The organism is Desulfobulbus rhabdoformis (assembly GCF_016919065.1).
GTDB classification, from domain to species: Bacteria; Desulfobacterota; Desulfobulbia; order Desulfobulbales; family Desulfobulbaceae; genus Desulfobulbus; species Desulfobulbus rhabdoformis.
This window is the reverse complement of sequence record NZ_JAFFQA010000060.1, coordinates 1-23,214: the sequence shown is the minus strand read 5'-3', so window position 1 is coordinate 23,214 and position 23,214 is coordinate 1. Positions and strand designations below refer to the sequence as shown.

General features: G+C 49.8%; 14 protein-coding genes and 4 pseudogenes. 12 read left to right on the top strand and 6 right to left on the bottom strand.

The annotated features are described in order from the left end of the window. The first annotated feature begins 146 nt into the window (after positions 1-146). The 5 genes from JWJ90_RS20595 (at position 147) to JWJ90_RS20575 (ending at position 9,400) form a co-directional block, all read left to right on the top strand. On the top strand, positions 147-695 hold the full coding sequence (locus JWJ90_RS20595; RefSeq protein WP_275889154.1) for a TIGR02186 family protein: 549 nt from the start codon (positions 147-149) through the stop codon (positions 693-695). Between the two features lie 6 nt (positions 696-701). Beyond that, positions 702-3,263, top strand: coding sequence for a PEP/pyruvate-binding domain-containing protein (locus tag JWJ90_RS20590; protein WP_205229104.1), 2,562 nt, complete (start codon positions 702-704; stop codon positions 3,261-3,263). Between the two features lie 372 nt (positions 3,264-3,635). Further along, positions 3,636-4,052: a response regulator gene (locus JWJ90_RS20585; RefSeq protein ID WP_205229103.1), complete on the top strand. Its 417-nt coding sequence runs from the start codon at positions 3,636-3,638 to the stop codon at positions 4,050-4,052. Between the two features lie 10 nt (positions 4,053-4,062). After that, positions 4,063-6,684, top strand: a complete 2,622-nt coding sequence (locus tag JWJ90_RS20580; protein WP_205229102.1) for a PEP-utilizing enzyme — start codon at positions 4,063-4,065, stop codon at positions 6,682-6,684. Next, positions 6,671-9,400 carry a PEP/pyruvate-binding domain-containing protein gene (locus JWJ90_RS20575; RefSeq protein WP_205229101.1) on the top strand — a complete coding sequence of 910 codons (2,730 nt, stop codon included), beginning with the start codon at positions 6,671-6,673 and terminating at the stop codon, positions 9,398-9,400. Before JWJ90_RS20580 ends, JWJ90_RS20575 begins: the two co-directional genes overlap by 14 nt. Here JWJ90_RS20575 and JWJ90_RS20570 read toward each other — a convergent pair. Both JWJ90_RS20570 and JWJ90_RS20565 read right to left on the bottom strand, forming a co-directional pair. After that, entirely contained in the window at positions 9,391-10,080 is a 690-nt protein-coding gene (locus JWJ90_RS20570) for a metallophosphoesterase family protein (protein WP_205229100.1), read from the bottom strand. The genes JWJ90_RS20575 and JWJ90_RS20570 overlap by 10 nt on opposite strands. Before the next feature lie 159 nt (positions 10,081-10,239). Next, positions 10,240-10,473 carry a hypothetical protein gene (locus JWJ90_RS20565; RefSeq protein ID WP_205229099.1) on the bottom strand — a complete coding sequence of 78 codons (234 nt, stop codon included), beginning with the start codon at positions 10,471-10,473 and terminating at the stop codon, positions 10,240-10,242. A 704-nt stretch (positions 10,474-11,177) separates the two neighbouring features. On the opposite strand from JWJ90_RS20565, the gene JWJ90_RS20560 reads away from it, so the two are divergent. The 5 genes and pseudogenes from JWJ90_RS20560 (at position 11,178) to JWJ90_RS20545 (ending at position 17,737) form a co-directional block, all read left to right on the top strand. Further along, positions 11,178-11,987: a 4Fe-4S binding protein gene (locus JWJ90_RS20560; RefSeq protein ID WP_205229098.1), complete on the top strand. Its 810-nt coding sequence runs from the start codon at positions 11,178-11,180 to the stop codon at positions 11,985-11,987. Between the two features lie 1,177 nt (positions 11,988-13,164). After that, the gene (locus JWJ90_RS20555) at positions 13,165-14,349 is read left to right on the top strand and encodes a DUF262 domain-containing protein (protein WP_205229097.1); all 1,185 of its coding nucleotides are present in this window, start codon (positions 13,165-13,167) and stop codon (positions 14,347-14,349) included. Continuing rightward, complete coding sequence (locus tag JWJ90_RS20550; RefSeq protein ID WP_205229096.1) at positions 14,336-15,088, top strand: hypothetical protein; 753 nt, start codon at positions 14,336-14,338, stop codon at positions 15,086-15,088. The genes JWJ90_RS20555 and JWJ90_RS20550 overlap by 14 nt, the downstream gene beginning before the upstream one ends. Positions 15,089-15,359: 271 nt before the next feature. Continuing rightward, positions 15,360-15,653: pseudogene (locus tag JWJ90_RS24015) on the top strand (transposase); the annotation flags it as partial. 380 nt (positions 15,654-16,033) lie between these two features. Further along, complete coding sequence (locus tag JWJ90_RS20545) at positions 16,034-17,737, top strand: methyl-accepting chemotaxis protein (RefSeq protein ID WP_205229095.1); 1,704 nt, start codon at positions 16,034-16,036, stop codon at positions 17,735-17,737. Between the two features lie 936 nt (positions 17,738-18,673). On the opposite strand, the pseudogene JWJ90_RS24010 reads toward JWJ90_RS20545, so the two are convergent. The 3 genes and pseudogenes from JWJ90_RS24010 to JWJ90_RS20535 all read right to left on the bottom strand — a co-directional run. Next, a pseudogene (locus JWJ90_RS24010) lies at positions 18,674-18,859 on the bottom strand (IS91 family transposase); the annotation flags it as partial. Positions 18,860-18,874: 15 nt separating this feature from the next. Beyond that, positions 18,875-20,197, bottom strand: a complete 1,323-nt coding sequence (locus JWJ90_RS20540; RefSeq protein ID WP_205229094.1) for an IS4 family transposase — start codon at positions 20,195-20,197, stop codon at positions 18,875-18,877. Positions 20,198-20,380: 183 nt separating this feature from the next. Beyond that, positions 20,381-21,363 (bottom strand): annotated as a pseudogene (locus JWJ90_RS20535) (IS4 family transposase); the annotation flags it as partial. A 649-nt stretch (positions 21,364-22,012) separates the two neighbouring features. On the opposite strand from JWJ90_RS20535, the gene JWJ90_RS20530 reads away from it, so the two are divergent. Both JWJ90_RS20530 and JWJ90_RS20525 read left to right on the top strand, forming a co-directional pair. Continuing rightward, positions 22,013-22,666 carry a class I SAM-dependent methyltransferase gene (locus tag JWJ90_RS20530; protein WP_205229093.1) on the top strand — a complete coding sequence of 218 codons (654 nt, stop codon included), beginning with the start codon at positions 22,013-22,015 and terminating at the stop codon, positions 22,664-22,666. A gap of 80 nt (positions 22,667-22,746) precedes the next feature. Then, entirely contained in the window at positions 22,747-23,001 is a 255-nt protein-coding gene (locus JWJ90_RS20525) for a DUF3553 domain-containing protein (protein WP_205229092.1), read from the top strand. Positions 23,002-23,015: 14 nt separating this feature from the next. On the opposite strand, the pseudogene JWJ90_RS20520 reads toward JWJ90_RS20525, so the two are convergent. Next, positions 23,016-23,214: pseudogene (locus JWJ90_RS20520) on the bottom strand (hypothetical protein); the annotation flags it as partial.

Sequence of the window (23,214 nt, the reverse complement as noted above, 5' to 3'; positions counted from 1 at the left end):
TGCAATCCACGACCACACCACGTGGTGATCATTTTTCTTACTTTGACTGGTAGAGACTTTCTCGTTACTGGTAATGCTTCATGAGAATTTAAGCGGATTTTCGGGGCGGCGGGAATGCGAATCTACACACGCCAAGTGATCTCCATCTGCGAGAAAAAGGAAAGGTGCTTGGCCTGTTATGGATGAATGTGGCCAAGGTGACGCTGAGTCATGTCCCCAGTGTCTGTCTGACTCGTTCCACCCAGGCCCTGGCGGAACTCGGCCAGGCTGCGACCCCGTATCAGATTGAAACAATACTGGGGGAGGTTGGTGTGGAAGAAGAGGGGGAGCATCAGGCAATGGATGTCCGCCATCAGTTGCTCCTGCTCAAAGAGAAAGAAGGCCTGTATAACGAACAGACCACAGGTATCAGTCTTGGTCCGGTTAAAAACGGGATGCAACACTATACCGCCCATATTCAGGTTCCCTCGTCCCTGAAACCGGGAGCCTATACCGTTGAGGCGGTTGCGGTGAAAAACGGGGCTGTCGTCGGTGATGCCCAGGCGAGTATTGAAGCGGCTCTCTCAGGATTTCCCAAGTGGCTTTCAAATCTGGCCTACCAGAAAAGTGTGCTGTACGGCGTTATGGCTACGGTGATCGCCCTGGTGAGTGGTTTGGCAATCGGTCTTGTCTTTCAAAGCAAGGAAGCCCACTAACAACGTATGCTCAAATCTCTGCAGCAAATACTCGCTTTCTGGCGCCCCTCTCGAGAGGCTCTTCCCTTTACGGTACTTTTTAAAAAGTTCCAGAGCATTCTCGAACGCAATAACCAGATCCTTGAACTCATGGCGGACATGGGGGACAAGCTGGGAGGCGAGTATATTTTTGATGGACACTATATAGCCGAGGCTGCAGAAAAAATCGGCGACCAGGTTTTTAAGCTCATTTCAGACTATTCCATTCTTAATCAGCATAAAAATGCAGATCTCTTCCTCGCCTTCGAGCGGATTCGCTATGCCATTGGCGAGGAATTGGCCGGCCACCCTGTGATTACCAGAGGCGCTCGGGTCATGGAGATAGCGGATATCGATTATGAGCAGAGTGAGCTGGCCGGGGCCAAGATGACCACCTTGGGGGCTATTCGGAACCGTCTTGAATTGACGGTCCCTGATGGCTTCGTCATTACCACCCGCGTATTTTTTGAAATTTTCCAGCGCAATCACCTCTTCGATCACACAGATAAGGCTGTAGAGCTTTTTCAAAATGATGAGCTTGCCGCTCTGGAGGAGCTAGCCCATGAGGTGCAAGAACGCATTCTTGCCGCTACCGTTCCCAGACGGATCGTTCAAACTCTCTACAGTGCATACGACGTCTTTGCCAAACGCAGTGGCAAGCGGCAGCCCAGGGTGGCCATGCGCAGTAGTGCCTGGGGGGAGGATGGCAGCATCAGCTTCGCGGGGCAATATCGATCCCTGCTCAATGTGAGCCGCGAGGAGCTGATCGAAAGTTACCTTCAGGTGGTTGCCAGCGCCTACGATGTGGAGGCTTGGCTCTACCGGTTGGTCAAGGGATTTCATGAAAACGAGACCGCCATGGCCGTCGGCTGTCAGGCCATGGTCGAGGGATCGGTCAGTGGTGTCATCCATACCTATGCCCCCCAGATCGCCCCCAACGTCATGTTAATTAATTCGGTCTGGGGATTGTGCGCTCCGGTCGTTCAGGGCGATAATTCGGCTGATACTGCCCTGCTGAGCCGGACGCCACCCTATGAACTGATCGATCTTACGGTGGCGGAAAAACCACGACAACTGGTGGTTGCATCGCAAAGCGGTACCCAATGGCAGGATCTGCCCGAACCTGATCGGCATGCCCCAAGCATGCGTCCCTCCCAGATGGAGCAGTTGGCCCGGGCGGCTATGAGCATTGAGCGGTATTACAAGCGGCCCCAGGAGATCGAATGGACCTTCAGTCCTGATGGGCAGCTCTATATCCTCCAGTCGCGTCCCCTGCATCTCCATCTTGAAGAGAGCCCGGGGCCGGAGCTTTCCGCAGCCTTTCGCGATGCGGAAGTCATTTTTTCCGGCAAGGGGTTTGTCGCCCAACAGGGCATTGGTGTGGGCAAGGTTTTCTTGGTTGAAAACGATCAGGATCTGGCCCGTTTTCCCCATGGCGCCATTTTACTCTCCCGCTTTACATCGCCGCGATATTCGACCATCATGCATAAGGCTCAGGGGATTATCACGGATGTCGGTTCGCCCACCGGCCACATGGCGACCCTGTCGCGGGAGTACCGTATACCAACTATTGTCAACACCGAGGATGCCACCTCGCTTCTTGCTCCAGACGAGGAAATTACCCTGGATGCGACGCAGAATACGGTGTACCGGGGCAATATCGGTGTGCTTGATCATTTTGAGCTGATCGAAGAAGAGGTCTTTGAGGATTCCTACGAATACCGTCTGTTGGGCCGCCTGCTGCGGTTGATGAATCCCTTGCACCTACTTGATCCCCAGGGAGATGAGTTTAGACCGGCTGCCTGTCGAACCTACCATGACATAACCCGCTACATTCATGAAAAAGCGGTGGAGGAGCTGATCCATCTCAGTGAAAAACGGGGGGCGCGATACCTTTCTGCCCCCAAACGGCTGGAAACAAAACTGCCTCTCGGGCTGATGGTGATTGACGGCGGCGGTGGCACTACCTGTGATCCCGAGGCCACGGTCATACGGGAAGAGGAAATTGTCTGCCTGCCGCTGCAGGAGTTACTGCTGGGGATGGGGGGACTGGGCATGTGGTGTACCAAGCCGGTCTCTGTCGATCTGAGCAGCTTCATGTCCAGCTTTACCCGTACCTTCTCCGCCTCCCTGGCCAGGCCGGAAGAAATAGGTCGGAACCTGGTGGTGGTGCTTGCCCATTACATGAACATCAATATGCGTCTGGGCTACCATTTCACCATCATCGACGCTTATATCTCGGAGACGATCAACGACAATTATATCTATTTTCGATTTCTCGGGGGCGTGACAGCCTTCATTCGTCGTTCACGAAGAGCAGCCTTTATTGCCCGCGTGCTCCAATACTATGATTTTCGGGTCGAGGTACACGGTGACCTGGTGGTTGGCCGGTTAAAAAAACTCTCCTCTGAGCGCATGGTTGCCCGCATGCGAATGCTGGGGGGACTTATCGGGTATACGCGGCAACTCGACGCTCGTATGCATGCAGACAGTGATATTGATCAGCATGTGGAGCTTTTTCTTCAGGCAATGAAGGTCTGCCCGCCGTAAAGCTGAGCAAACTCCGTGAACGCGTGGGGGCGAGGTACCAGGAGAAAGGATTGTGTACCAGGTTCGGGAGAGGTATATATCCTTGTATCCGTGACGGCGGATGGGTACGGACAATGTGTCCATTTTAAATGGCGAAGATTATTGAACAAATTCATGTACTGTTCAGTTTCACCCGCCGCCTTTCAGGGCACCCATCAGCACGCCACCTTCATTGTTCGTAACAAGCCGATACAGTGTACTTTAATCGGCATGCCACAAACAACGAAACTGACGCACTGATGAATGCTCACGGATACAAGGTGTATGTCCCGGAATCCCAGGGGATTCATCGGGACACCAGTTGTTCTATCGTAAAGGGTGTTGGAGAGGAGCATGATCGCAACAAACGAAGCAGTAGAGCCCATGAGGATTCTTATTCTCGATGACGAGCCCATTGTCTGTAAACGGCTGAAGCCAGCCTTTCAGAAGATGGGGCATACGGTGGAAACCTTCACGGAGAGTACCGAGGCGCTCGCTCGACTCCGGGAGTTGCACTTTGATATCGTGGTCACCGATCTGAAGATGGAAGGGGCTGACGGTATTCAGATCCTTCATGAGGCCAAGGATATCTCCTCTGATACCCAGGTGATCGTCATAACCGGATTTGCCACTCTGGAGACCGCCAAGGAATCGTACCGCAAAGGTGCGTTTGATTTTGTCGCCAAACCCTTCAAGTTACGGGATATCCTTGATTGCGTGAAGCGTATCGAACAAAAACGCCAGGAAACTCTGGCAGGCCCCACATCCTAAAGAGGCTGGCATGGCTGATGGCATTCGACACTGGTGGCGCCGAATGGGAGGTGCTGGGCGTGACACCGCAAAAGAGGTCAGTTTCTGGCGCTTGCAGGCGCTGTTCAACAACTTTAAGCGGATTCTTCTGCTCAACAACACCATTTTGGAAGAGATGGCCAAGATGGAGCGGGCATTGGGCGGCGAATACATCTTTGACCGCAGCTTTCTCGAGTCCTCAGTCTCCAGCATCGCTAATCGAGTGCACCATGTTGCCTACAGCCTGAACGCGCTGACCGGAAATCGTCATATCCCCCTTTATGATCGCTACCAGGAAATTCGGACCCTGCTGGACGATATCCTTGCCAACAATGTGCATGCCCTGGCCGATGAGGCCGTTCCCCCGTTAAGCTCCATAGGTTGGGAGCATGAGTCTCTGGTGGGCATGGATCTGGTCTGTCTTGCGGAGCTGTTTTATCACCCCTGGGTGGATCCGGTTGATGGTTTTGCCGTGACCATTGACGGGATACGGGCGCTTGATCCCATGCAGTCCTGGTCCATCGGCACCCGGGGCGGTTCGAGTAAACGGCTTGAGGAGGCTCGTGGGGCCATCATCGATCATCTGCATCATCTGATTGAGGACTATCCCCAGGAACCGATGGTTGTGGTCGCAACCCGCATTGACGCGGATGATGAACCCCTGCAGGAGGTGGGGTATTTTCGTGTGCAGGCCGATGTGCAGCGGTCTGCTGTCACTCTGACCCGTGTGGACCTCGAAACGATGACCCTGCTGAGTCAGGATGAATTTTCGCTGGCCGATCGCCGGCAAGGCTCGTCTTCCGGCGAGGAGGGCAAGGAGATAGAGTTGCTGCTTCACGGGCTTGAACAGATCGTTCAAAAAATTGCCCTGGAGCTGTCCCACATACCGTATTCCGCGATCAACTGTGCCCTTTTTGTCTATCCGCAGCCTCCTTTTGTGCTCAAGGGGGCCATCCAGACACGGCCTCTCGGAGACAATCCTTTTGGCGCCGTGGATGGGCTGGTCGCGAAGGTTTTTGCCCCGGATGGCCAGGAAGATGCCTATCTGCTGCGGAGAACCTCTCCCTTTGATCTGCTGCAGTCAAGTATTCCAACACGTCCGTCGGGGTACAGGTTTACCGGTGGCTATCTTGCCACGGATCTTGCCAAGGGAAGGCGTCATCTTGGTCACGGGACCGGCCTGGTCGAACCCGGACAGCTGAAAAAACTGGCCGAGACCGCCATGCTCCTGGAACGACTCTATGGTGCGCCTCTTGAGGTACGGTGGCAGCTCTGGGAGGATAAAATTTTTCGTATCACCCGTCTGCGCCCCTTGAAGGTTGATCTGGAACTGACTGATATTGATGAGGTACCGGTTTCAGCCCCCGTCCTCTGCCGGGGTGGGCAGACGGGCCAGTCCGGTGTCGGCGCCGGGCCGGTTTTTCATGTTGACGAGCAAACCGACCCGCAGGATTTTCCCCCCGGCGGGGTGGCTGTCGCTCGGGTGGCCTCGCCGCATCTGACTCCGGTACTGCAGCGGGCTGCGGCTCTGGTCACGGAATTTGGTTCCGCCGCCGGTCATCTGGCCACGGTTGCCCGTGAATTGCGTTTGCCCTCCATCTTTGGCCTGCCTGCTGCGGTTGAGCAGCTTCCAGAGGGCATCGATGTCACGGTTGATGGCGGCGAAACCAGGGTCTATGAGGGCATTGTTGAGCAGTTGCTGCGTTTTGACGCCTCAAGCCTGGATCTCACGCCGCAGCATCGTGAGTACCGCCTGCTGCGCCGCCTGCTGCGTTTCATTCAGCCGCTGCATCTGGTCAATCCAGAAACCCAGGAATTCACAGCGGAAAATTGCCGCACCTTCCATGATATCATTCATTTTTGCCATGAAAGTGCGGTGGATGAACTGGCCCATTTTCAAGAGCGGCATCCGGCGTTGGGAACCCTGCGTACACGTTCCCTGGCTCTGGGCCTCCCTATGGATATTCGCGTGCTTGATGTTGGCGGTGGGTTGGATGCCGAAAGCACGTCCATGCCCGGTCCGGAGCAGGTGATCTCTGTCCCCTTTCGCGCCTTTCTGGAGGGGCTGGTTGATCCCCGCGCCTGGGAAATAGAGGCACCGAGCCTCGGCATGCGTGATATTCTTGCCGGTATGCCACGCAGTATGGGACTTTTGGCAGCTCCTGCCGATACTCTGGGGGTGAATCTGGCGATTATCGGCAGCGAGTACATCAACCTCAGCCTACGCATGGGCTACCACTTCAGCGTGATCGACGCCTATCTGGGCGAAGACATCAGTCGTAACTATGTCTATTTCCGTTTTGTCGGCGGGCTGGCCGATCCTGAGCGGCGTGGGCGGCGCGCCCGCTTTATCGCCCGTGTCCTGGCGGCCATGGAGTTCAAAACCAGTATCAAGGGAGATCTGATTACTGCCCGACTCAAGTTGATGGAGCCCGATGTCCTGCGCTCAGCCCTGTTTGCCCTTGGTGCCTTGACGGCCGCGACTCGCCAGCAGGATACCAACATGCGCAGCGAGAGCGATATTGAACGTCGATTTGTCCAGTTTGCCGACCAGTTTCTGCCCGCCTTCTGTCAGGGCAGCTCCGATACGGAGGAAGAAGATGAACGTTGTTAAATCGTTGCTCCAGTGGTGGTCAAGGCGACGGCAAAACAAGGAGGAGGCTGCGCTTGTTCTCTTAAAGGCCCGGTATCACGCCTTTCGTATCTTTCTTGAGAATAACGGCAAGGCGCTGGAGCTGATCGTCAGCCTTGATGGACAACTGCACCGGGCGGAGGCTGCTGACATTCGCACCACCGTGGATGAACTCCTTGGCGTGAGCAGTGAGCTGGTTGATGGCCTCAACCTGCTGAGTCATGGGCGCTACGAGGCGTTGTATGCCATAAACGGCAATCTGGGGGAACTGATTTACAAGGAGCTGCGCAGCCTGGGGCAGATGACCTTGACGCGCAGAGCCTGTGTGCCTCTGGAGCAGTTGGAACCCAAATCCGTAATGCAGGCCGGTGCCAAAGCGGTGAATCTCGCCCGGCTCAAGCAGATGGGATTGCCGGTGCCGACCGGCTTTGTCTGTACAGTGCGGGCCTGTAAAAAGATTCTCCACAGTACCGAGTTGGCGGAACAGATTCGACCGTTGCTGCGGGATGTGGAAATAGGGCGCCTACCCACCGAAGAAGCTGCAGAAACCATCTCTGCGCTCATTTTGCAGACGCCGTTGCCGCCCGATGTGACCACGGCTCTGTTCAAGGCCTATGAAGACCTGGCAGCGCTTGAACGAAGTGAAGGACGGGATTTCAAGCACCCCCTCGCTGTTTCAGTACGTTCCAGTGGGGCGACGGAAGATGGTGTCGAACACTCGTTTGCCGGTCAGTTTACCTCGATCCTGAATGTACGGGGCCAGGAGGCGCTTTTGGATGCCTGCCGTCAGGTCGTTGCCAGTGGCTTTAGCGCGAGGGCCATTGCCTACCGCATCAATGCCGGACTTGCGCCCTTTGATTTTGACCTCGCGGTTCTTGTGCAGGTGATGATTCCGGCAGAGTCGGCTGGCGTCCTGTTTACCCTGGATCCCTCGCAACCGGAAAATGGACGCATGCTGATCAGCGCGGTGCCAGGATTGGGAACCACGGCGGTTGGCGGGGAGGTCCCTGCGGATCTTTACCGGCCGCTACGTTGCCTGGGAGACGGGGAAAGCGTTGTCTGTGGCTCCGAAGAGGGGCAGGCCATAGAACAGCATATAGCCCGGAAGACCCACAGGGAGGTCCCGGCAACCGATGGGGGCCTGCGGATGGAAACGGTTCCTGATGAGGAAGGAGATGATCCGCTTTTAAACGAGGAAACACTTAAGCAGCTGGTGGGCTTTGGTCGGACGATCGAGAGTATGGAGGGGATCGCCCAGGATGTCGAGTGGGCATCCTGGCAGGGGAAACTCTACATCCTCCAGGCGCGTCCGCTGCGGGTGGCGTCTTCCTCGGGAAGTCGCCCACAGCTGCCCACCATGACCGAGCCGCTCTGCACCGGTTTTTGCGCCTCAGCCGGAAAGGCCGTGGGCCAGGTGCGGCTGATTCACTCCATCTTTGAGTTGCAGCAGCTGGAAGCGGATCTGAAAGCAATTCTTGCGAAGGCTCCGTTGATTCTGGCGTTGCCGCATTCGATTGTCGATGCCGCCCGCTTCCTGCCCCAGTGTGCAGGTATCTTGGTCGACATGGGCAACCCCACCGACCATCTGGCCTGCGTGGCGCGAGAATGCGGGGTACCGATGATAACCGGCGCCCAGAGCAGTCTCTCCGATTTGAAGGAGAACCAGTGGATTCTGCTGGATGCAGATCACGGATTGGTTCTTGATGTTCCGGAAGCAGTGCGGGAGCAGGCGCTCAAGACCCATGAAAAATGGCTTACGGGCGGTTCTGCCAATCGAGGCCATGCCTCCGGTTCCCCGGCAACCATGAGTCTCTCCCCGGTACGCCAAAATCTGCGCGACCGGATCGTGGCCCTGAACCTCACCGACGCCTACGGCCCCACCTTTTCCCTGGCTGAATGCCGGTCTATCCACGATATCATTCGTTATACCCATGAGATGGCGGTCCTGACCATGTTTTCCACCGGAGATCAGGTTATGGAGGACGCCGGGGGATTGCTCCGTCCCATGGATATCGGGGTGCCGTTTACCTTTCTGGTTATTGACCTTGGTGGCGGTATCCGCAGGCATAATCCCAAGCGGCGACGCTTTCAATTGCGGCGAATACTCAAGCGTGAGGATGTGCTTTCCGTGCCGTTGGCTGCCCTGTGTGACGGCATGACCACGCCGGGGCTGCGCTGGGTCGCACCTTCGGATGTGGAGGTGTTGCCCTCGGTCATGTCACGTACTCTACTGGATAGCCGGGGCCCCCGTCCGGCAGGCACCTTTAATTATGCGCTCACCGCCCGCGATTATCTCAACCTCAATGCGCGGGTCGAATTTCATTTTGCCATGGTGGATGCGGTCTGCGGGCGGGATTCCCACGCCAACTATATTCGTTTTCGTCTCAAAGGTGGCGGGGCAGGGCAGGAACGCAGCCATCGGCGGGCGCTTTTTTTCCAGCATGTGTTGGAACACAACAGTTTTTACACCACCGTGGTTGGCGATCTGGTCACCGCCTCGCTCGTTGGCGCGGATAAAAAACGAATCCGTGAGCAGTTGATCATGATTGGGCGGCTCTTTGGTTTCAGCCGTTTTCTTGATGGCATGATGAAGAACGACACCATTCCCATTGCCCTGGCCGAGGCCTTTTTAGGTGGTGAGTTTGACAGTGTGCGCGCCCTGCAGGCAATTGAACGACGGCAAGCGGATCAGGCGTGAAAGAAAATCCGCTCCGGTAACTGCACTGCGGTCAAAAGATTCCCATAGACCGCTCCGGTATCGATACCTATGCGATCGGCTCGAACCAGTGGGGTGGCGAAAGGCAGATGCCCAAAGATGATCACCTGCTCGGGCTGCGGAGCCAGATCCGCCTCCTGACCAAGACGTCTGCTTGAAAGGAGTTGGACCTCATGGTGGCGGCGCTGCATGCGTTCTCGCAGCGTTTCCTGGGGATGGGGCGTAAGCTGGATGGGGGAGTGCTCCGCATGACAGAAGTGGTAGTTGCCTGCGGTGTAACTGAGTTGCAGATCAAAGAGAAATTGCTGGTGTTCAGACGACATGCAGGAGAGGTCGGTCAGGCGGCGCAACGAGACGCCGTAACTCGCTGCCGTGGCCTCGATCCCCATGACCCGGAGCAGACGCAGATCCTCGACATCCCCGTAGAGTTCATAGTCAAGAAGGGCCTGTTCGTGGTTCCCCTTGAGGAAAACCGTATTCCGATAGTCCCGCTTGACGGAGAGTAAGGTGTCGAGCACCTTGCGTGAATCCGGGCCGCGGTTGATGTAATCGCCCAGAAAGACCAGGGTATCCTGGTCGCGATCTACGGGGAGGCGGGCCAGGAGCGTGACGAGTTTCTGGTGGCATCCGTGGATATCACCAATGGCAAAAATTTTGGGCATGTCCTGCTCCTCTTCCCGCAAACCCCATGCGTGCGCCGGGCCTGTTACCTGGATCCGTGGGCATTCTGAAACTGAATAGCAAATAAATTAGTTTGAAAATTTCTGCATTATCAACTGAAGATGTTATTCAGAGACCATCCGCCGTCACGGATTCAGGTGTTATTCGAGTGCCACTGCTGTCCCGTACCAGGTGTTGGGATAGATATGGCCCACGATAACTTTTTTTATCTGACTGGGCTGCAGCTGTTGCTCCATGAAATTCATCCATTCCAGGGCCAGGGTCCGGGAGCTAAAGGGCCCCACCTGGCAGATGCGCTTCCCTTCTATCCCCTGAGCTGTCAGCTCTTCATTAATTTCTTCTTTCTTCTGATAAATACCAAGAACTAGTCGCATTGTGCACCCTTTGATTGCAGGAGAGTGAGAGTAGCGCTTGCGGGAAAAATTTCGCAAACGATGCTGTTGCTTTATAATGGGCTGATTTTACGAGAGTTTAACGCTCGGCTCTTCGACTGTTATGAGATTCTCAAAATGCGTGACCCTCTTTTTTTTGTCAGCCATACATTTTTTGTTCATCACGAATGGTATGAGAAAAGCAGGATTGATGCCAGAGTGTAAGTATCGGAATTACAGGATGATAGATGAGGTGATGTTTTGGGTTGGTTCAACCTGAAACAGGTGAGGGGAACAATTGTTTCAAAACGAAACTCTTGGTTGAAAAATCTAATTATTCAAGACACCCTTCAGTTTGATTACCACTGAAATTCAGCTGCAATATTTGTCGCGGGCAAGGCCCACTCCTCTCGTCAGATGACATTCGGGAGGCTGTAGGAGACGGGCCATGCCCGCGACAGAGCGAACGGTTTACCGACTTTTTGCATTGTGCGGCAGAGAAGTGGCACCCGGCACAAATTCTTCCTTTCCAGCGGAGCTTTGATGGTAATCATATTTTTCAATGCCGAAAATTACGGGACTGCCACAACGTAGCGCATTGATTTTTCGAGAGAATTTTGAGCGCTCAAGCCTGTTGCACAATCGCACAACGCATGGTAGAGAAAAAAGAATGCCGCAAAAATCCTTGAAAAAACAAGGGGAGAGAAATGGAGATACAAAAAGTCAGACTCATCACTTTTTCACCAACCGGTACCACCGGAAAAATTATAAAAAGTATAGCTGAAGGTATTGCTGCTCCCCAGATTGAGCACATGAACCTGACCTTGCCCCAACCAGAACCGCAGGAAAGTGGTTTTTCGTCTGATGAACTTGCTCTTATAGGCGCTCCCGTCTATGGGGGGCGTTTGCCGCTTGATGCGATTAAGCGATTTCAACAGCTCCAGGCAAAAAAGACTCCCGCGCTTCTCGTTGTTGTTTACGGAAACAGAGCGTTTGAAGATGCCTTGCTGGAGTTGAAAGAACTCGCCCTTTCCCTGGGATTTCTTCCCATTGCCGGTGCTGCCTTCATCGGTGAACATTCCTTTGCAACCCGAGAGGTCCCCATAGCCAATGGTCGACCGGATGAACAGGATACACAGCAGGCGATCCATCTGGGAAGAAAGGTGAGGGAAAAGATCAACGCATTGCAATCATGGGAAGAGGTGAAAGACCTGCCCTTACCAGGAAACCATCCCTACAAGGAACGACATGCTTTGAATCTCGCCCCGGTGACGAAGGAGAGCGCATGTACGCTTTGCGGTACCTGTGCCACCCTCTGCCCAACAGGCGCTATTTCAATCGAGGAAACAGCTGTTTCAACGAAAACCGAAGCATGTATTCTCTGCTGTGCCTGCATCAAAGGCTGCCCGGAACAGGCAAGAATCTGGGAAACAAGTACAGTCCCTGATATCGCCAACAAACTAAATGCAAACTGCAGTGAACGAAAAGAACCAGAATTCTTTGGGGTGGATGGGTAGTGGTTTTAGTTTGATAATAAAAAGGTACGTATAAATTGGAAGTAGTGCGCCACGAGGCTGCACGAAAGATGAGGGTAGGTCCCTCGGGGTCGGCTTGCAGGAGCAGGCTCCAAACCACCTTAAGCTGCTGTGGTAAAGAGCCATGGTGGTGAGCGTTAAGGGAAAAGGCCCGGCCTAGGATCGGGTCAGGTATGGATCATGGAGACGAATAACCATGAACCACTGATGAGGTGTCGAAAATTTAAGTTGCTGTCAAAACCGGGAGCTATTTCCATCCCGGGATTAGTTCGGAGGGAACCTGTTTACTGTCCGAACGGCAGCCGGCATAAAGGTGGCGTGAACATGATCCGGGCTTTCGTGTGGAACGTGGGAACCTGTCGTTCCGATGACAAGGGAGAAATCCAAGTGGAGGCCCCACAAGGGTGAGAGTACCGATGCGGAGCACAGGGGCGGATTACCCCGTAGTAGTGTTGAAGCCTCTGTAATGGAGATGGAGCGAAGGGGGTAACATGTCCAGGAGTGCTTTTGGGTCAACCAGAGATGGGAGGAACCTCGAAGTAATTCAAACCTCTGTTAAAATATGGGGCGGGCATGAGGAGCCGGATGAATTGAGAGGTTCACGTCCGGATCTGTGAGAGCCTAGGGGGGCGATTCCCCTGGGCTACTCGACTGTTGACCGATTGGGCGGATACCTGAGGGCGGGAAAACTGATCTAAGTAATCGTGGTTTGCCCCGAATTTACCTCTCAATTTACGTTTAGGTCTTCTCACTTCTACGTCTATACAAAGTAAGGATAAAATTATGCGATCTGGCACAACCAGTACGACAAAAATTGGTTACGTGAATTGCAATAATCAAGAAGTACTTGGCACTCGTGGGCTTAAAGGGAGCGACCATGGACAATATTCTTATAAATTAAAATGCCTAGAGCCTGGATGTGGAGAAATGTATGGTGCGAATGGCTCTGATATTTTTGAGAGAAAATGTCCTAAATGCCAAAATGGTCGACCTGGAATTCCTTACTGATGAAAATTAATGTAGAATAAACCAATAAACTCCGGCCTGCAAACAGCGCGCTGGCCGGTTATCGCAACGTTATGTGTAAAAAAAAGGTAAATAGCATTGAATTTACAGATGGGGAATAATGATCAGTTGAAATTCGAAAGCAGGCAAGTGAATGGATAATAGAGTTTATTACGGGGAATATTCCCTCAAGCATTGGATCGAACTACTTCTCAAGAAGAATATTATTCTTCCAGAATATCAGCGTTACTTCGTATGGAGTGAAAAAAAAGTAGAGACTCTCATTGATACGTTTAGGAAAAATCAGTTTGTACCTCCCATTACAATTGGTGCCTTTAACTCAGGTGGAGTGAATAAAAATTTAATTCTTGACGGCCAGCAAAGAATTACCAGCGTCGTTTTGGCGTACTTAGGGTTGTATCCTGATATTCAAACATATAAGAGGGCCATCGAAGAGTTTGCCAACGACAATGATGACCCCGATGAGGAAAGCCAATTTGACAACATTCTTGAGTGGAATGTTGGGGAATTGACAAGCAAAGGAAAAAGCAAGGAAGAAATATTAAGTAAAATTCGTGACAACAATTATAAGGCGATAAGCTTAAATTTGGATGATGATTTTCTTGAAAAGAACTTTTTAGGTTTTTCGTACCTTGTTCCAAAAACATCAAATGAAAAAGAGCAGCAAAAATATTATTCCTCTGTATTCAGAAATATAAATATTCAAGGAGAACCCCTGCTTCCCCAGGAAAGTAGAGCATCTCTATATTTCCTTGATCAAGACCTTGTTAATCTGTTTTCGCCTGGATTTTCAAAAAAAATATTAATCAAAATTATTAGCAATGAAACAAAATCTGACTTTGTTAGATATTTAGCGCTTTTATCGCAATATCATAATGATGGCGACGAAAAGAAAGTAGCTAGAAGCTACAAGCAGAGAATGGAAAAATATTACGAGGAGTATCTTTACGCTGCCATTAGCGATGAGGAATCGGTGATTTTCGGGAAGTTCTCTAATGTATTTCCAAATAAGGAATATGAGAACAGTCTGGGTAGGTTGAAAAAATCTCTTGAAGAACTAGATGTTTTCGGGAATTATTCTTCTATTGTTGATGTAGATATGTTTCTTTTCGGATTGACTTATCATACTCTATTTCGAAAGAAACAAATAGATGTATCTAAATCAGAAGAATTAAGAGAGCGTTTGGGAAGAGATATAAATCAATTTAAGAGTGATCGCTCCCACCAGAAAAGCCCAAATAATCTAGGTCACTTAAGAAACCGCATTAGTTATTCAATATCTATTTATGGAAGATATGTAATTAATGAATCACAATAATTTTATTTTGTCATCAATATCAAGCATGCTGGGAGATGTCGTATCTGCCACCAGTGGTGCAGGTTTCGGTATTGAAACATACCCACTATGCGACTACGTTATGCAATCTGTTTTTTTGAAAATGACCGGCGCTCTAGAACAAAAAATGAAATGCATTAGCTGGGAGATGGCAACCAACGATTATGAATATCGATACTTGAGATATTATAAAAAGCCACTGGGGGAATGCTCCAGCTACCAAGAAAAAAAAGAAATTTATAAGGATTTGGTTGAGCAAATAAGCAAGTTTAAAAATGAACCATTTGACCCATTGTCTATTGACAGGCCTAATATTCTGAATGAGTCATCAAAAAAAGTGAAGAATTCATTTATGGGTTCAAACTTGATGGTTTGGGCGCAAAAAGGCTTCCATGAATACCAAGAAATTTGGAGCGCAGTTTCTGAAAGATATTTTGTCCATGACAAAAATAATCTATTTACTAATAGGAGTAATTTGTCGGGGATAGGAAGTGCAGAAAAATCTTTAGATGAAATATATACCGATCATTTATATAGGCATAGAAATAGAGTCGCTCACAATACTTTTTCTTACCAACAGAATCTACCAACTCTAAATACATTAGTCAGTGGAGGTTATATATACGACAATTATTTTGTCTATTTTTCTATACTAATATTGATAGATAACATTTTTGTAAAATTGTTTGATGAATATCTGCGTTCTATTGAAAACTTTTAATATGGCGACTGATTCTTAATTTCGGGTCGACCACAGCTAACGAACAAGGATAGATTGTGTGAGTGAGGCACGAACGAACCACAACCTTATCCGGGGTTGGACAAGCCCGGTCTCACAAAGGAAATAAATATTGCTCTGGAATATGCGGTAAGGGTCGGGCGGTAAGGGTCGGGCCACGCCAACAATCTGAAAAGATTGAAAATTGAGCTTAAAAAGGGCTCGAAAGCAGGGCTATTTCGAGGTTTTCAGGCAAAAAAGCAGTGATATAGCGATGGCAAGAGCTAAAAGGCATTATATACCGGGGCAGGTTTGGCACATTACACATCGATGCCATAAGAGAGAATTTTTGCTTAAATTTTCTAAGGATAGTCAAAGGTGGCTTCACTGACTCCTGGAAGCAAAAAAAAGATATGGTTTACCTATTCTGAATTACACCGTTACATCGAATCATATCCATCTTTTAGCTGCTGATGATAAGGGGCAGAATGTCATACCCAGCTCCATTCAATTGATTGCAGGAAGGACTGGCCAGGAGTTCAACCAACGGAAGGGAAGGAAAGGAGCCGGCCCGACCCCTACGACCTACGACCCAGTGGTATCCCGAGAAGGTATCACGGCATACTCGAATGGCATTGAGTCGCAAAGGAAGGCGGTGGGGTCAACTCCCGGTCTCGGTGCCTGTTTTCCTTTCCACCACATTGCTTTTCACTGTGTCCACAGCACAGGTTGCTTCGTGAACTCAATAGTATTGAAACAACATTTCCCAGCGCGGTGCCTCTGGGGGTAGAGGCTACCCAAAAAAATCTTCTGGCGATTTCTTGCGCCTGATTTTTTATTCTTTCGATAGTCGAATAGCTTGCTATACTCCATTCATATTTGATTTTTTCCAAAATATATTTTCCACAAAATTGTCATTCGTTCAGTTTTGGTTCAAGGGAGCATGGTATGAATGTCGGGTTTTTCACAAACATCTCTTTACGAAAGAAGCTGCTAGGTGGATTCTTGCTCACCTCTCTTGTTACGATAATCGTGGGGGGCAAAGGATACTTCACGCTATCACAAACAGCCCAGGACCTCGAACAATTACAAAAGAAAGAAATGCTACTCCTGGTTACGGCTGAGCAATTGGAAATTCAAGCGCTTAATCATCGTCGTTTTGAAAAGGATGTCTTTCTTAACATTGGAGCTCCGGAGAAACAGCGGGAGTATCTTGGAAAATTCCGTTCAGTCTCTGAAAAAACACACACTTCGTTACGCCAGGCAATCGAACTTGCAGCAAACAGCGCAACGCTTTCCATGGAAACGAAGCAGGCCCTGAAGAAGAGTGAGGAATCGTATAATCAATATTTTACCGGTTTTCAGGATATAGCGAATAAGGTTATCGCTGATCCGAGCATAACCCCACAAGGTGCCAATAAATTGATGAGTCCTATTAAGAATCACATTTATCATTTTGAGGAAGGTATAGGCTTGTTGGTAAAAGAGGCAGAGGGAATTTTCAATAAGACTTCCGAGGAGATGATTGCCAACGGAAAACATACTAAAACGATCATAACCATCTTTCTTGTAACTGGTGTCTGTTTCAGCATCGCCTTGGGGACTATCGTTAGTATTTCGATTAGCCGACCGATGCTCAATGCCGCTCTCTTTGCTGAGCAAATGGCGCGAGGAGATTTCAGCACTTCGCTAGTAGCTCAAGGAAAGGATGAGATCGGCCAATGTATCAATGCCTTGAACAGGATGTCCAGTCAGCTTAAAAGCACTCTGAGCAAGGTTGTCGAAGGCGTCGTGACTTTAAAAGACTCTTCGACGGATTTAACGACGATTGCACATCAGTTGACCGACCAGGCCAATATGACATCAAAAAGTGCCCATTCTGTTTCTAGCGCAACTCATGATATGACTGGGAATATTCAGGCGGTGGCAGCTGCTATGGAAGAATCATCGACCAACTTGACTACCGTCGCCACGGCCGCTGGCGAGATGTCAGGAACCATAGGTGATATTTCATCGAACGCTACTCAGGCTCGATCAATTTCGGAAGAGGCGGTGCGGCAGGCGAAAAATGCTTCTGATTTGATGTCTGACTTGGGCAGGGCTGCCAAGGAGATCACCCACGTCACGGAGGCTATCACCGAAATTTCCGAACAAACAAATCTGCTTGCGCTTAATGCAACCATTGAAGCGGCCCGTGCTGGAGAAGCCGGAAAGGGCTTTGCTGTGGTGGCCAACGAGATCAAGGAGCTTGCCAAGCAGACAGCGACCGCCACAATGGACATCAAATCACGAATCGATGATGTTCAAACGACTACGGAAGAAGCCGTTGCCCAAATTAATAGCGTGGCCAGTATCATTCAAAACATTAACGGAATCATCAACGGTATGGCGGGTGCCGTTAGCGAGCAATCGGAGGCTACCCGCGAAATAACAGAGAATATTACTCAAGCATCGTTAGGTATTCAGGAAGTGAACAAGAATCTCAGCCACAGCTCAGCAACCGTTCATTCTATAGCATCCGAAATTGAAAGCGTTAACGATTCTACGTCTCAAGTTCTTGTAAACAGCAGTTCTGTTCAAGATCGCTCTATAAATTTACGAGAATTGGCAGAGGAGTTACAACAGACGGTTGCTTTGTTTAAGCTTGGCTGATGAAGAAAGTGGATGGGACAGGTGCCTTGAAATGCCACCGTGGAATAATATGGGACGCACCGCGTTTTCCGCAGAGTCCACATTACTCCTGATATGGTTAATCCTCGTCAATAGCAAACAGCACCCCGCGACCTCTTTTTTATCGGAATATCAATGCAAATATAGAGGTGATTTACTTCTTCCAGGTTATGGCCAAAGGCGGGGTCAGAGTTACGACGGTTGATCAATCTGATATACGCGGGTTGGGTACCGAATGAATTGGTTTCGTCGCGGAGCTGCCTCTATCTGTCGGCGGGAGTTTTAGCAATTTGCCTATTCCTACAGGAGATTCGAGGATTCCCCTGACCGTGACCGCGCCCCTGGTCATAAACGGAAGATATGTTCTATTTTTTGTTTGAGCCCTATCGTAGGCGTTCCTTAGAACCTCCTGTTGCTATGCGTTTATCGGAGATGTTTGGGCTAACTCCTGTGCAATTGCCCAGGTAAATCCCACGAGCTCTCTTGCAATGGCTGTTTTGGTGACATTGACCTGTTTGCCCTTGGCCATCATGTGTCGGTAACGGTCGCAGAGACGACACTGAGCTTTCCATGAAATTTCAATGATCTTTTTTGGGAGTTCTTCTTGTCGCTGGCGAATTGTTCTGCTTTTTTTAGCTGCAAATCGATAGGCGTGAGCCGCCTCTACCGAACAAGGATAGATTGTGTGAGTGAGGCACGAACGAACCGCAATCTTATCCGGGATTGGACAAGCCCGGTCTCACAAAGGAAATAAATATTGCTCTGGAATATGCTGGAAGCACTACCAGGATGGTAGTGCTGAACGCAGGACGTAGAAATGCATTCGCCTCTATCAGGCGTTAAAAAGCGGCTCGCTGCTCATAAAAGAGTTTTCCTCCTGTGTGCTTCTTGACGGTGAAGCGGTGCCTCGCTTAAAGGTTACCCTGGTTGGCGGTAAGAATTTCTAAAGCACACAATACGCATCGGTTGCTTGCAATGAGGGCAGGCAAACACTGGTCGGGGACGAGGCGGCTGCGGCCTGATAACGACGTGCAGGACCAACTGGACCAGCATACGGATTTTTTTCGCATTCCCGTGCAGGAATCCATATTCGCGCAGCCACCTCTCAATGCCGTTGACTTAAGCCGAGCGGCGTCCCCATTTCCCGTAACTCCGTTTGGAAATCCGGGGAAATGAGCGACCCGTTCGTTTTTTGTATCGCTGCCAGCTGATTTCAGTGAGGCAGAGTTCTAGCCAGTGCTGGCAGTCCTCGAGCGTCTGGCTGACCAGCAGTTTATCCATGAACCGTGTTACCGCTAGAAATGCCGCCTGCTGGCATATCCCGCTGAGCGCAATATCGTGTTTCATGGCTGCCTCCATCATCATGATGCGGACCAAGAGGCAATAGAGATAAATGGCCATGACTTCCTGGTCAATGAACTGGCGACTTTTACCGCGAAAATTCTCGGCTTCCAGCAGCTCTTTGATAAGCTTATAAAACTCTTCCTCCTCCCAACGAAGATGGTAGAGTTCCCGTAATGCGCTCGCAGGGTATTCGCCCTTGTTTGTCAACGTGGTGATAAAGAGGGCTGTCTTGTTTCCCTTGGTTTTCACCTTGACCACTCGCAACCGAATCGGCTCTGGTGCGGGCTCACCGTTCCTCAGCCGCTGACGGACTAACTTTTTCGGTGGGTGCAAGGTTATCTTGCCGTCCCTGTGTCCCTCGGCAAGAAACTCGGAGACAGGTTTGAATAAACCGTTATCCTGTAGACGCACGAGAAAGTCGATGCCACGACTCAGTAATTTTTCGAAGAGTTCGAAACCAGGATACCCCCGGTCCAGTAAGAGCAAATCGCCCGGGCCAAGGTCTTTGGTCAATTCCAAAGCCATAGTCCTCTCGCTCACGTCATAGGCACCCCACATAAGATTAAGAGGAATCTTGAGCAAAACATCGAAAAGGGCGCAAGAGAGGAGTTGTGGATAATGGGCCCCATGGGGGACGCCGAAAGTTTGCACTAACTCCTCACTATACGGAACATTCTTTTTCGTGCCATCGATGGCGACAAGGCGAAAACCATTCCATTTCGCTCCGCCACAACTCGAAGCAAGGCCTGTGGCTTGTTCAACGGCTTTCTCAAAGAGGCCGCTGAGAACATCAAAGGGCACTTTTTTTCTTGCTCGCAAAAAGGCTGCCTTGTCCGGTGGAGTGGAGCCTTTATCATGAGCCAGGCCGGTGTCGCTGAAGAACCGGTTGATTACTTCCTGGTAGCCGAAACGCTTGCCGGGCCTGACCATGTTAATAAGCAGAGCAAGCGTGATGGCTAGAGGCAATTTTCGGTTTCGAGTGAAATCGCTGTCATTAAAGGAGGCGTCGGTATCCTCCCTGCTTTGAGGAAGAAAGCGGGAAATGAACTCCAGTGAATCATACGCTTCGTTTTTGTTGTCATCACAGCTAGTTGGCACACAATTTTCACTGCAACATCATTGCCAAAGCTCTCCTGTTTTAAAGTTTTTTCGTTACATCAATTAGTTAGAAAAATAGTAACATTGTTGCCGCAAAAAATAAATTGTAATTTCGGCTAGTTGTTAAGTTTTAGCTAGCGGCAATTCCCTAAGTCAACGGCATTGAGCCACCTCTCTGCTGTCTCACAAATTTTCCCAGATCATTTTCTGCGGAGAAACAACAGGTTGCTTTTCTGGGGGCTTGAATAATTCGATTAAATCTCTTTTTACAAAGAGGTTTAGCTGCAACACTCGCAAAATTTGCTGGAATGAACTGACTAATTTTGCGCTAAATTTTTGATAGACCACCATCAAGTAAACACACAGAGCAATCCAAACCTGTGTTAACACCGCGTTGCTCGAAGTGCCGAGGAATGTTTTGATTTTCAGGTTTTGCTTGATCCACTTGAAGAACAACTCGATCTTCCACCGCTCCTTGTAGATGTCAGCGATTTCTTTCGCTTGAGGTGGTGGGCGTTGGTTACGAATTGGTATTTAATGTCTGTCTCCGGGGCCGTATAAGCAACCAGACGAAGTTCCTTCTCTACTCCTTTGAGCCGAATGGATTGATCGTTGGAGACTCCAGAGCTTTTTCTCCCCGGTCGTTTAAGCAGATACTCGACTTCGGCGTTCTTTTTAAGACGAGCTACAAAGAAAATAGACTGAGAAGCGAGCTTGTTATACCACTGATAATCTGTGAATCCTCGGTCGTAACATACAAATGAACCTTTAGGGAGATTGAGAGTCCTGGCCCATTTGATCTCGTGGTCTTTCCCCTTGGTCATATCCATGAAGGCTGGAAGGTAGCCACCCGCATCAAGGCCGACATTCAATTTGATCCCGCCTTTTTTCTGCCTAAACTCCGCCCATGGAAAAGCAGATAGGCAAAGGTTAATAGTCGTTGCATCGAGGAGATAGAGCTTTCCGTTGAAAGAAAACTTGTGTTTAGGTGCGACCAATTGGCACCGCTGAAGTAACCGATTAAAAAGTGCCTGATAAAGAGATACAGGCTGCTTGGCATTAACTCGCGCCAACGTTGCTTTACTGGTTTTTTTCATGCCGAGATGGTAGAGCCGCTTCTCCTGGACTTTAAGATTTTCAGTGACATCTCTGAGACTCTTTCTCCCTTTCTGTCGGGAATTTGGCGTTGAAATGAGAAAATCACAACGAATAATGATTGCCTTATTATCGAATCGGGGTATCCTGTTCAAACAGGTTCACTAAAGATGTGAACCCCCGTCTGTTAATTATCTCTTCGCTGACTGAGTCAGAATTCTACTTCGTCGGTTGTTGTCATAGTTTGAACAGATAACCCCTATAGGGGAATATTATCTTACTTTCCCGCCACGCCCCTTGTTTCTCCATCCATGAAGTCGATTGCTATACGTTGCCATCACCGAGTGGTTACCTCAATCGAATAGTTCTTCGAACAGGTCACGTATCAGGCAAAGCCTATTTTCTGACCGCACAAAGTATCCATCTTCTGCAAAGATCTACCACATTTTTTTCGTGCAAAAAGGACTGCCCTGAGATCGGCCGCTGTCATTCTCATGAAACGGATGACCTTCTTTTTCAGGATTCCAGTGACGACACAAAAGGAGTTTAACATTGGCTAAACAGAATTATTCATACGAAAAACGTCAACGCGAATTGGAAAAGAAAAAGAAAAAAGAACAGAAGAGGCAACGGAAAATTGAGAATATATCACCTCAGAAAGAGGAGACCATAAATGAGACGAAAGATGCATAGCTCTTCAAGACCTAAAAGACGGCTGTTATGAAGCCTATACGTCTGTGCTACCAAACAGTAGACTTTGGCGAATTTGACATTCACATACGAACGTTGCGAGACAAACAGCAATATTTTGACCCCGAAGGTGCCGCCGCTAAGATAGGCATATCCTCGGCCGCCTGGCCGCTCTTCGGTGTTGTCTGGGACTCTGGGTATTTTTTAGCCGACATTATGGTTGATTATCCCATTCGAGGCAAGCGTATCCTTGAGGTGGGTTGTGGCATTGGATTGGCCAGTCTAGTCCTCAATCACCGAGGTGCCGATATTACAGCAACCGATCACCATCCGGAGGCCCAAGCTTTTCTTGACAGAAACACCTTGCTTAACCACGATCGGAATATTTCTTTTGTTCGGGTCGGATGGAACGATAACGTCACACAAGCACTGGGTTGTTTCAATCTTATTATCGGCAGTGATCTGTTGTATGAGGAAGAACAGGCGAAAATGCTGGCTCTGTTTATTCATCGGTACTCTGAGCTTCATTGCAACGTATTGATAATCGACCCCGGACGAGGCCACTCGGCCAAATTTAAGAGAAACATGAATGATCTCGGTTTTCGATTTTCCGCCGAACAACACCGCGCCTCCAATGAGGCGAGCAAGCCGTTCTCAGGGAAAATACTCTCTTTTGCCCGTTGAGTTATCCTTTTCCTTTTTTAAATTCTAAAACAAGGCCTTTCGTGTTGTTGTAGCATTGTCAGGATAGAGAAGATTGGAAAATGTTAAATAAGTTTAATGCATTACGTGTGTCTTTCGAGAAAGGAGAGACACTCTCTGGAGGAACAATGAAAAAAAACTTGAGCAAAGGCGAAAATGTGCGACATAAGGCGCGGGCTGAATGGGGGATTGGTACAATCGCCTCCGTTGACAGTTGCGGTACTATAGTGGTTGTCTTTGAAGGCAATAGAACTTTTTCAATAGCCAAAGGTATCAATTTTCTGATCAAGGTTGATAAAAAAAGGGAGAAAAATTAATTCTACTTTGGGGATCATCCGGCAGAGCATAACTTCTCTTCACTCTGTGCTTTATACGCAGAATCGATGGATGCCTGTCGTTTTCGGTGTCGCTTTTCCAACTGCTCCAACATTTCAGATTCCGTAATGTCTCGTCGGGGCAAAGTAGCCTTGAGAATTACCGCAATATCAGCGCAGCTCAAGAGCGGTATTTCCGTTTTGTTGGTGATCCGT